Genomic DNA, 7,542 nt, shown 5'->3' with positions numbered 1-7,542 from the left:
GCCGCCCTGCAGGTGCTGGCGGTGCTCAAGAAGGCCGATCGCCCGGTCAGCGAGGTCTGCCACCGCTTCGACCCGCTGCCGCAGATCCTCAAGAATGTACGTATTCGCCGCCGCAAGGTCCTGGACGACCCCAAGGTTGCTGCCGTGATCGAGGGTGCGCGCAAACAGCTCGGCGATGGCGGTCGCCTGGTCATCCGTCCCTCCGGCACCGAACCGGTCATCCGCGTCATGGCCGAGGCCGACGATCGTGCCAATGTCGAGACCGCCGTGGACGAGGTGATCGACGCCATCACCAAGGCGGCCGCATAGGCTTTCGGTGGGCGGATCCTGAGATCCGCCCATTAAAGTATTATCGTCAGGCAGACTTCCATCGGTTGGAGCAAAGCGTGTTCAGGTGTAACTGCGCTTTGCTCCAACTATTTTTTCGACGTGCCCTTGTGACTTTTTGTGGTTTCCCGCCAATTGCGAGACGCTCTCATGGTTGCCAAGGTGTGCGGTTTGGCAATTCAGCTTTGCATGGGCGCAAAGTCAGAATGGACCAACGCAACCCTCTCAGCGTGCGAATTTACGGATGAGCGAGACGAGCTGCGGCTCGTCGATCAACAGGGCGGCTTCCTCGGCAGACAGCCATCTTCGCAGGCGCTGGGTTTCCTCGGGCCAGCTGTCGAGTTCGTTCTCGACCTTGAGCGGATAGACATCCACCTCCACCATGCCGAAATGGCTCTTGAAGCGCTTCCAGTAGCGATACTGGCCGATCGGCTTGCGCTTGATCTTGCCGAGGATGCCGGCTTCCTCCAGAGCCTCCCGCTCGGCCCATTTCCAGGTCTTGGGACCTTCGGCCCAGCCTTTGGGAATGATGAAGCGGCGCGTCTGGCGCGAGGTGAGCACCAGCACCTCGATGCCACCACCCTTGCGCCGGCGAAAGGGCAGGGCGGCGACCTGCCGAAGCGGGGTGCCGCTCGTCAGAGCCTTCTGATCCCTGGCCTTGAGTTTCGCCATCTTCGCCCCGTTCAGGCGCCGTGCTTGCGGATGGCCGCCGAAATCTGCGCCAGGCCCTGTTTCAGCTCGTCCTCGAGCGGATAGGCAAAGCCGATGCGCAGATGGTTGCGCGGCATCTCGAACCAGTGGCCGGGACCGACATAGGTGCCGAAGCTTTCCAGCAGATCCCTGTAGAAGGCGTCGAAGTCGAAGCCGGCCTGATGGCGAAAGCGCGGGAAGCAGACCACGCCGCCCTTGGGCTCGACCCATTCGAGCTTGGGATCGCCGGCGATCCAGTCGCGCATGATGGCAAGGCGTTCGGCGATCAGCTTGGCCTGCTCCTTCAGGAAAGGGCCACGCTGCTCGAGCACGCTGCCGGCGACCCATTCGTCCACCACGCTGCCGCAGATGCCGATCTGCTCCTTGGCGGCGAGGAACCGCTCATAGAGCTGGGGATCGCGGGTGACCATCCAGCCAATGCGGATGCCTGGCACGCCATAGGCCTTGGAAAGCGAGGAGACGCTGATGACGCTAGGGCTGAGCGAGGCCGCCATCGGCAGGATCCCGCCATGGCTGAGGTCGCCATAGGTCTCGTCGACCAGCAGTTTGCAGCCCGCCCGTTCAACCAGGGCGATCAGCCCATCGAGATCGGCGCGGCTCAGCATGGTGCCGGTCGGATTGTGCGGGCAGGTCACGCTGACATAGCGGGTCTGCGGCCTGATGGCCTGCGCCACCTTGGCGAGGTCGAGTGCGAAGCCCTTGTCGAAATCGAGGTCGACATAGGTGATGGCGCAGCCGATGGCGCGCGGTGTCTCGATATTGGTGGCGTAATTGGGCCTGACCACCACCAGATGGTCGCTCGGCGATAGCAGCGTGGTCGCGATGATGAAGAGGGCGCCGGCTGCGCCCGCGGTGACGAGCACGTCGTTGGGCGAGAGCCCTTCGGCCTGCGAAGCGATCATGCGGCGCAGGCGCTCCTCGCCGCGATGCTCGCCATAGAACAGTGTGAGATCGGGAACCGAGAGGCCGAAATCGGAGAGTTTCCTGTCGCGGACCGAGCTTTCGGAGAGGTTGTAGCGGATACGGTCATAGCCATATTCCTCCGGAGCCTCCTTCTCGATCACCATGCGGGCATATTTCATCGCTGCTTCCTCCCGCTCAGGATTTGGCCGCGAAGCGGGCGAGCGCTTCGAGAGTGGCGTCGATTTCGGCCATGCTGGTGTAGTGCGACAGGCCGAGGCGGGCGACGCCGCCGGTCTCGCGCAGGCCGAGCGCGCCAGACGCTTCATGGGCGTAGAAATCGCCGGCCCAGCCGAAGATGTTGTGGGCAGCCAGGTGCTCCATGGTCGCCTGCGGTGTCCGGCCTTCCAGGCGGAAGCTGAAGGTCGGCACGCGGGCATCGAGCCGGTTGCGGCTGGCGATGCCGAAGAGCTTGAGCCCATCGATATCAGCGAGGCCGGCGAGGAACCGGTCCATCAGACCGGCTTCATAGGCCGTGGCGGCCTGCAGGCCGGCCACGATCCGGGCCCGAAGTGGCTGGCTCGTTCCCACGCCGCCAAAGGCCTCGCCAAGCCAGGCCATGTGCTCGATGGCGGCCTGCGTGCCGGCCAGAGTCTCGAAGGAGGCCGTGCCCGGCGCGAGGCGCCAGGGCATATCGCTGGAGGCGGGGCGGACCTTGAGGGGGACCAGGCGGTCGCGCAGCTCGGCGCTGATATAGAGCAGGCCGGCATGGGGGCCGAAGAACTTGTAGGCCGAGCAGGCGAGGAGGTCGCAGCCGATCGCCTTGACGTCGACCGGGATGTGCGGGGCGGACTGTACGGCGTCCACCATGGTCACCGCGCCGACCGCCTTGCCGGCAGCCACGATGCGGGCGACGTCGTTGATGGTGCCGAACATGTTGCTGGCATGGTTGCAGGCCACCAGCCGGGTACGCGGCCCGATCAGCCGGTCGAGTGCTTCGTAGCGATATTCGAAGGTCTCGGGGTCGAAATCGAGCCAGCGGACGGTGACGCCGCGCTCCTCGGCGGCGATCAGCCAGGGGCCGACATTGCCGTCATGGTCCATGCGCGTGAGGACGATCTCGTCGCCGGCCCGCCAGTCGCGCGCCACCATGCGCGAGAAGTGGAAGAGCAGCGAGGTGCTGTTGAGCCCGAACACGATCTCGTCCGCGGCGGCGCCCAGGAAAGCCCCGGCAGCCTGATACGCCTCGGCGAGGATGCGGTCGCTGTCCTGCGACGTCCGGAAGGCGCCGCCTTCATTGGCGCAGCTGTCGACAAGCACCCGCGTCATCGCGTCGACGACGCGGCGGGGAACCTGCGACCCGCCGGGCGCGTCGAGATAGATGCGCGGCTTGCCGTCGTCGCGAAGCGAAAGCGCCGGGAAAGTAGACCGGACGGCTTCGATGTCCCAAGTGGTTGTGGTCATGGTCAGATCCTTTCCGCCAGCGTCAGCGGCTAGCGCGCTGGACGGGCGCCTGCGTGGCCAGGCAGGCGAGCACCTGTTCGTGCAGGGCGGGCGTGGCGCTGGCGGCGATGGCCTGGCGGCCGGAGCGGATGGTCAGTTCCTCGCCCTGCCAGGTGCTGATGGCCCCGCCGGCGTTGCGGACGATGGGCGCCAGCGCGCAATAATCGAAGGCGTCGAGGCCGCCATCGGTGCTGATGTCGAGCGCGCCGTCGGCGACGCGGCCATAGGCATGGCAGCCGCCGCCATAGACGCACCAGCGGGTCTGGCTGCGCAGGTCCTGGAAGGCGGCCCGTTCGGCGGCGTCGAAAGGCTCGGGATTGCCGTTTGCGAGGATGGCGTTTGTCAGTTCGGTGCAGGCGCGTGTTCGGATCGGCTTGCCGTTCAGCGTACTGGGAACGCCGTCGGCGCCGATCCAGCGCTCGCGCGTGACGGGATTGTCGATCACGCCGAGCACCGGCACGCCGCGATGAGCGAGGGCGACCAAAGTGCCGAAGGTGGGGATGCCGGTGATGAAGGCCTTGGTGCCGTCGATGGGGTCGATCACCCAGACCCATTCGGCATCGAGGCCGGCCGATTCGAATTCCTCGCCGAGAATGCCGTGCCCCGGATAGTGCTGCGCGATCTCTTCGCGCAGCCGGGCCTCCACCCGCCGGTCGATCTCGGTGACCGGGCTGGCGTCATCCTTGGTGAGGAAATCGCGCTGATTGGCCAGGGCCTCGCGGATGATGGCGCCGCTGGCATCGGCGAGGGAATCGGCGAAGCCGGCGAAGGATTCGAGGTCAGGTCGTTGCATGGGAGCTTTCGGAAAGGTTGGTACGCGACTGGACGAGGGGGCGCCTGTGCCGGCTCAGCCGGTGCTCGAGCGCACGCAGGCCTGAGGTGAGGACATAGGTGATGGCGAGATAGATCAGCGCAGCGGTGATGAAGAGCTCATAGGGCGCGAAGGTGCGCGCCACGATGGTGTTGGCGACGCCGGTGAGCTCCATCACGGTGATCGTGCTGGCGAGGGAGGTCGACTTCAGCATGCTGACGACTTCGTTGCCATAGGCCGGCAAAGCCAGGCGGAAGGCGTGCGGCAGGATGATGGTGCGATAGGCAAGGGTGGTCGACATGCCGCAGGCCCGGGCCGCTTCGATCTCGCCGGCCGGCACGGCCTGGATCGCGCCGCGCAGGATATAGGCGGTATAGGCCGCGGTGTTCAGGCTGAAGGTAAGGATGGCGCAGACAGAGGCTTGGCGCAGATAGGGCCAGAGGGCGCTGTCGCGTACCACCTCGAACTGGGCAAGGCCGTAATAGACCAGGAAGATCTGGACCAGCAGCGGCGTGCCACGGAAGAAATAGATGTAGCAATGCAGGATCAGGCGCACCACGCCATTGCCGTTGATGCGCAGGATTGCCACCGGAACGGCGATGAGCATGCCGCAGACCAGGGAAGCGGCCAGGAGCTGCAGCGTGATCGCCGTGCCCTTGAGCAGGGCCGGCAGGCTTTCGAGCATGAGATCGAGATTCATTGCGCGAGCTTCCTTTCGCCGCGCGCGGCCCAGCGCTCGAGGGCGTCCACCGCCGAAGTGTTGACGATGGTCAGAATGAGATAGGCGAAGGCGGCGATGACGTAGAAACGGAAGGGGTCTCCGGCCACGGAGGTCGCCATGGAGCTGACGCGCATGATCTCCTCCAGGCCGACGATCGAGATCAGCGAGGTGTCCTTGATCAGGGAGATCCAGTTGTTGCCGAGGCCCGGCAGGGCGTAGCGCCACATCAGGGGCAGGCGGATATGGATGAAGCTGGTCAGGGACGACATGCCGAAGGCCTGGGCGGCTTCGACCTCGCCTTTCGGGAGAGCCAGGAAGGCGCCGCGCAGCACCTCGGAGGCATAGCCGCCGAAGACCAGGCTGAGCGCGAAGACGCCGGCCGGCAACGCCGGAATCTCGACATAGGCGGCATCGGGGCGGATCGCCTTCATCAGGGCGGTGAGCGCGACGGTGCCGCCGAAATAGACGATGAGGATGATCAGGAGTTCGGGCGTGCCGCGCACGACCACGGCAAAACTCCGGCCCAGGCCGCGCAGGAAGGCGTTCGAGGACAATTGCGCGAGCGCCCCCAGCATGGCCCAGACGAAGCCGAGCAGCAGCGAGAGCACGGCGACCTCGATGGTCACCAGCAAGCCGAAGGCGATCTGCGTCCCCCAGCCCAAGAAGAAATCCATGGCCAACACGCTCCGGCGGCGGGATTGGAAGAGAGCGGGACGAACCGGAGGCGCCTCGGTCGCCCCCGGTATCGGCTGCTCGGATCGCGCTTACTGGGTTGCGGCCGGCAGCACGCTGAACGACCAGTATTTGTCGTTGATGGCCTTGAAGGCGCCGTCGGCGAACATTGCCTTCAGGGCGCCGTCGACCTCGTCGCGCAGCTTGGGATCGTCCTTCCTCAGGCCGATGCCGACGCCGGGGCCGAAGAACTCGACGTCGTTGATCTCGGGGCCGACAAAGGCATAGTCCTTGCCGCGCGGCTTATCGAGGAAGTCCTGGGCCAGCTTGATCGGCCCGGCGAAGACGAGATCGACGCGCTTGGACGTGAGATCCAGCAGCATGTTGTCGACGGTGTCGTAGAGCACGATGTCCGCATCGGGGAACTTCTCGCGCATGTATTTCTCATAGGTCGACGAGCGCTGGATGGCGATCGCCTTGCCCTTGATTCCGTCCGGATTGGCCTTGCCGTCGGCCGTGAGCGGCGCGAGGTCGGTGCCCTTGGCCGCGATGAAGCGGGCGGTGGAGGAACGGTAGGGCAGGCTGAACTCGATGCTCTTCTTGCGCTCGGCGGTGATCGACATGCTGGCGGCCAAGAGGTCGAACTTGCCGGCCATCAGCGCCGGGATCAGCGAGTCGAAGGGCTGGCAGACGAAACTGATATCGGCGCCGATGCGCTTGCCCACTTCCCGGGCGACGTCGACGTCGAAACCCTGCAGCGTGCCGCTGGCATCCTTGAAGTTGAAAGGCGGATAGGTGCATTCGCTGCCGACCCTGAGCTCGCGGGCCTGGGCCATGGTCGCCAGGCAGGCAAGGGCGCCGGCAGCCATGAGCACGGTGATCTTCTTCATGGAATTCCCCTCCATTGTTCTCGAAGTTCTGGATGTCCCGTCAGAGCACGCGCTGCAGAAAGGCGCGGCAGCGCTCGGATTTCGGGGCGCCGAACACCTCGGCCGGTGGGCCGCGCTCCTCGATCACGCCCTTGTGCAGAAAGACGACCTCTGCCGAGATCTCGCGGGCGAAGGCCATTTCGTGGGTGACCACGATCATGGTGCGGCCTTCCTCGGCCAAGGTACGCATGACGCCGAGCACCTCGCCGACCAGTTCGGGATCGAGGGCCGAGGTCGGCTCGTCGAACAGCATCAGCCTTGGTTCCATGGCGAGGGCCCGCGCGATGGCGACACGCTGCTGCTGGCCGCCGGAAATATGGGCCGGATAATGCCCGCGCTTCTCCCACAGGCCGACCTTGGTGAGATAGGCCTCGCCCCGCTCCAGCGCCTCGCGCTTGGACAGGCCGAGCACCTTGATCGGCGCGATGGTGACGTTCTCCAGCACGGTGAGCTGGCTCCACAGATTGAAGTTCTGGAACACCATGCCCATGCGGCTGCGCAGGCGGTTGATCTGCCTGGCATTGAGCTTGGTACGGTCGCCGCGACGGTCGAGGGTGATCTCCTCGCCTTCCACGGCGATGGCGCCGGCGCTCGGAATCTCCAGGAGGTTCATGCAGCGCAGGAAGGTGCTCTTGCCTGAGCCGGAGGCACCGATCATCGAGATGACGTCATGGGTACGGGCGGTGAGATCGACGCCGCTCAGCACCTCCAGGGTCCCGAAACTCTTGCGAATACCCGTCGCGCGAAGCACGACTTGTTCTTGATTCCCCATGGAATTTCCCGTGCTCCAGAGCAAAACGCGTTCAAGTGCGAACGCTTATTTGCTCTAGCTCTTTGGTTGGACGCGTCTTTGCGATTCTCGGTGACGCCTTCAAATCGCAAAACGCTATAGCGCGGTGGTGTTCGCACGAGATTGGGCGACTTGCCGGCCGCACCCAAGAGCCAATTTCCGGTGGTGATACAGTCCA

The 7,542-nt window shown here is 65.1% G+C and carries 8 protein-coding genes and 1 pseudogene; 1 reads left to right on the top strand and 8 read right to left on the bottom strand.

The genetic code is table 11. The features are described from left to right. Positions 1-309, top strand: a pseudogene (glmM, locus tag BA190_RS16740) (phosphoglucosamine mutase); the annotation flags it as partial. A 243-nt stretch (positions 310-552) separates the two neighbouring features. Here glmM and BA190_RS16735 read toward each other — a convergent pair. The 8 genes from BA190_RS16735 to BA190_RS16700 form a co-directional block, all read right to left on the bottom strand. Beyond that, the gene (locus BA190_RS16735) at positions 553-999 is read right to left on the bottom strand and encodes an NUDIX hydrolase (protein WP_068289753.1); all 447 of its coding nucleotides are present in this window, start codon (positions 997-999) and stop codon (positions 553-555) included. Positions 1,000-1,010: 11 nt separating this feature from the next. Next, the gene (locus BA190_RS16730; protein ID WP_068289752.1) at positions 1,011-2,120 is read right to left on the bottom strand and encodes an aminotransferase class I/II-fold pyridoxal phosphate-dependent enzyme; all 1,110 of its coding nucleotides are present in this window, start codon (positions 2,118-2,120) and stop codon (positions 1,011-1,013) included. A 16-nt stretch (positions 2,121-2,136) separates the two neighbouring features. Beyond that, positions 2,137-3,402 carry a cysteine desulfurase-like protein gene (locus BA190_RS16725; RefSeq protein ID WP_068289751.1) on the bottom strand — a complete coding sequence of 422 codons (1,266 nt, stop codon included), beginning with the start codon at positions 3,400-3,402 and terminating at the stop codon, positions 2,137-2,139. A gap of 22 nt (positions 3,403-3,424) precedes the next feature. Beyond that, entirely contained in the window at positions 3,425-4,234 is an 810-nt protein-coding gene (locus BA190_RS16720) for an inositol monophosphatase family protein (protein ID WP_068289750.1), read from the bottom strand. Beyond that, positions 4,221-4,952, bottom strand: a complete 732-nt coding sequence (locus BA190_RS16715; protein ID WP_068289747.1) for an ABC transporter permease — start codon at positions 4,950-4,952, stop codon at positions 4,221-4,223. The genes BA190_RS16720 and BA190_RS16715 overlap by 14 nt, the downstream gene beginning before the upstream one ends. Beyond that, positions 4,949-5,647: an ABC transporter permease gene (locus BA190_RS16710; RefSeq protein ID WP_082979794.1), complete on the bottom strand. Its 699-nt coding sequence runs from the start codon at positions 5,645-5,647 to the stop codon at positions 4,949-4,951. Before BA190_RS16710 ends, BA190_RS16715 begins: the two co-directional genes overlap by 4 nt. Before the next feature lie 90 nt (positions 5,648-5,737). Further along, entirely contained in the window at positions 5,738-6,535 is a 798-nt protein-coding gene (locus BA190_RS16705; protein WP_068289741.1) for a transporter substrate-binding domain-containing protein, read from the bottom strand. Positions 6,536-6,575: 40 nt separating this feature from the next. After that, a complete protein-coding gene (locus BA190_RS16700) occupies positions 6,576-7,346 on the bottom strand; it encodes an ABC transporter ATP-binding protein (protein ID WP_068289738.1) in 771 nt (256 codons plus the stop codon). Positions 7,347-7,542 lie beyond the last annotated feature (196 nt).

It is taken from the genome of Labrys sp. WJW (genome assembly GCF_001676615.1).
GTDB classification, from domain to species: domain Bacteria; phylum Pseudomonadota; class Alphaproteobacteria; order Rhizobiales; family Labraceae; genus Labrys; species Labrys sedimenti.
This window is presented reverse-complemented; position numbering and strand designations above follow the sequence as displayed.

Coding starts and splice junctions, on each gene's coding strand:
- BA190_RS16735 (WP_068289753.1), bottom strand. CDS start 999: ATGGCGAAACTCAAGGCCAGGGATCAGAAGGCTCTGACGAGCGGCACC.
- BA190_RS16730 (WP_068289752.1), bottom strand. CDS start 2,120: ATGAAATATGCCCGCATGGTGATCGAGAAGGAGGCTCCGGAGGAATAT.
- BA190_RS16725 (WP_068289751.1), bottom strand. CDS start 3,402: ATGACCACAACCACTTGGGACATCGAAGCCGTCCGGTCTACTTTCCCG.
- BA190_RS16720 (WP_068289750.1), bottom strand. CDS start 4,234: ATGCAACGACCTGACCTCGAATCCTTCGCCGGCTTCGCCGATTCCCTC.
- BA190_RS16715 (WP_068289747.1), bottom strand. CDS start 4,952: ATGAATCTCGATCTCATGCTCGAAAGCCTGCCGGCCCTGCTCAAGGGC.
- BA190_RS16710 (WP_082979794.1), bottom strand. CDS start 5,647: ATGGATTTCTTCTTGGGCTGGGGGACGCAGATCGCCTTCGGCTTGCTG.
- BA190_RS16705 (WP_068289741.1), bottom strand. CDS start 6,535: ATGAAGAAGATCACCGTGCTCATGGCTGCCGGCGCCCTTGCCTGCCTG.
- BA190_RS16700 (WP_068289738.1), bottom strand. CDS start 7,346: ATGGGGAATCAAGAACAAGTCGTGCTTCGCGCGACGGGTATTCGCAAG.